The sequence below is a fragment of the Bifidobacterium sp. genome (genome assembly GCF_050874245.1).
Taxonomy (GTDB): Bacteria; Actinomycetota; Actinomycetes; order Actinomycetales; family Bifidobacteriaceae; genus Bifidobacterium.
The window spans coordinates 1-1,326 of the sequence record NZ_JBNMKH010000192.1 but is presented as its reverse complement, the minus strand read 5'-3'; the positions used below and the strand labels follow the sequence as shown (position 1 = coordinate 1,326).

At 61.5% G+C, this 1,326-nt stretch carries 1 protein-coding gene and 1 pseudogene; both read left to right on the top strand.

What is annotated here, in order from left to right; translation table 11 throughout:
- Window positions 1-50: 50 nt before the first annotated feature.
- Window positions 51-1,124 carry an AAA family ATPase gene (locus ACR0P8_RS09800; RefSeq protein WP_432624863.1) on the top strand — a complete coding sequence of 358 codons (1,074 nt, stop codon included), beginning with the start codon at window positions 51-53 and terminating at the stop codon, window positions 1,122-1,124.
- Window positions 1,121-1,326 (top strand): annotated as a pseudogene (locus ACR0P8_RS09795) (DUF58 domain-containing protein); the annotation flags it as partial. The gene ACR0P8_RS09800 and the pseudogene ACR0P8_RS09795, both read left to right, overlap by 4 nt.

Sequence of the window (1,326 nt, the reverse complement as noted above, 5' to 3'; positions counted from 1 at the left end):
GTCTTTCGCCGCACAGCCAAGCGTCACCGCGCTTGGCTACCATGGGGCGCATGGCTATTTTCCCTCCGAAACCGCAGATGCCCGCACAGCCTGCCCCGGCACGAACCATGCCCACGCCTGCCGCAGCACCAACATTGGCCGCAGACGATGTCAAGCAGGCGAAAGCCCTGGCGGATCGCATCCGCGCACGCTTCTCGCAGACCCTGATCGGTCAGGAGCATCTGCGCGAATCCCTTATTCTTACCATGGTGGCCGGCGGCCACATCCTGATCGAATCCGTGCCCGGCCTGGCCAAAACCACCGCCGCGCAGACCCTGGCAACCTCGGTGTCCGGCACATTCAAACGCATCCAATGCACGCCCGACCTCATGCCGTCCGATATCGTGGGCACGCAGGTCTTCGACTTCGCCACGCAGAAATTCACCACGCAGGTCGGCCCGATCCACGCCAACTTCGTACTGCTGGACGAAATCAACCGTTCCAACGCCAAAACCCAATCCGCCATGCTTGAAGCCATGGCGGAGGGCGCGACCACCATCGGAGGCCAACGCATCGCGCTGCCGAAACCATTCATGGTCATCGCAACGCAGAATCCAATCGAGGAAGAGGGCACCTTCAATCTTCCCGAGGCGCAGATGGACCGTTTCATGATGAAGGCCGTACTGACCTATCCGACAGCGCAGGAAGAGCAACGCATGCTCGCCATGCTGACCCGCCGCGGCTCCGATACCGTAGACCAGCACGCGCTCACTGGTGACACCGTTTCCATCAGCGACGTCGAATTCCTGCGTTCCGCGGCACGTCGTGTGCACGTGTCCGATGCGATCATGCAGTATGCGGTCAATATCGCGGCCACCTCCCGTGGCGCTGGAACCAAGCCCGTCCAAGGACTTTCCTCGCTCGTCAGGCTGGGCGCCTCGCCGCGCGCGTCCATCGCGCTGGTGCGCATAGGACAGGCCAACGCGCTCCTGCAGGGACGAGATTACGTCATTCCTGAGGATGTGAAGGCGTTCGCCCACGAAGTGTTGCGCCATCGTATTCTGATGACGTTCGAAGCACTTGCCGATGGCGTCACCAGCGACCAGGTGGTGGATTCGATCGTGCAGGCGGTCCCCGTTCCATGATCGACCAGATCCGTTCCGACGATCCGATCCGCAGAAAAATCGAGACGCTTGGAACCACGCTGAGTCTGCCGACGGTACGCAAGGCTCTCGGCATACTCGAAGGCGCGCACGAATCGAACAAACGCTTCGGCGCCGACGATGTCGTGGATATCCACGCCTATGAGCCGGGAGACGAGGCGAAACGCATCGATTGGAAGACCAG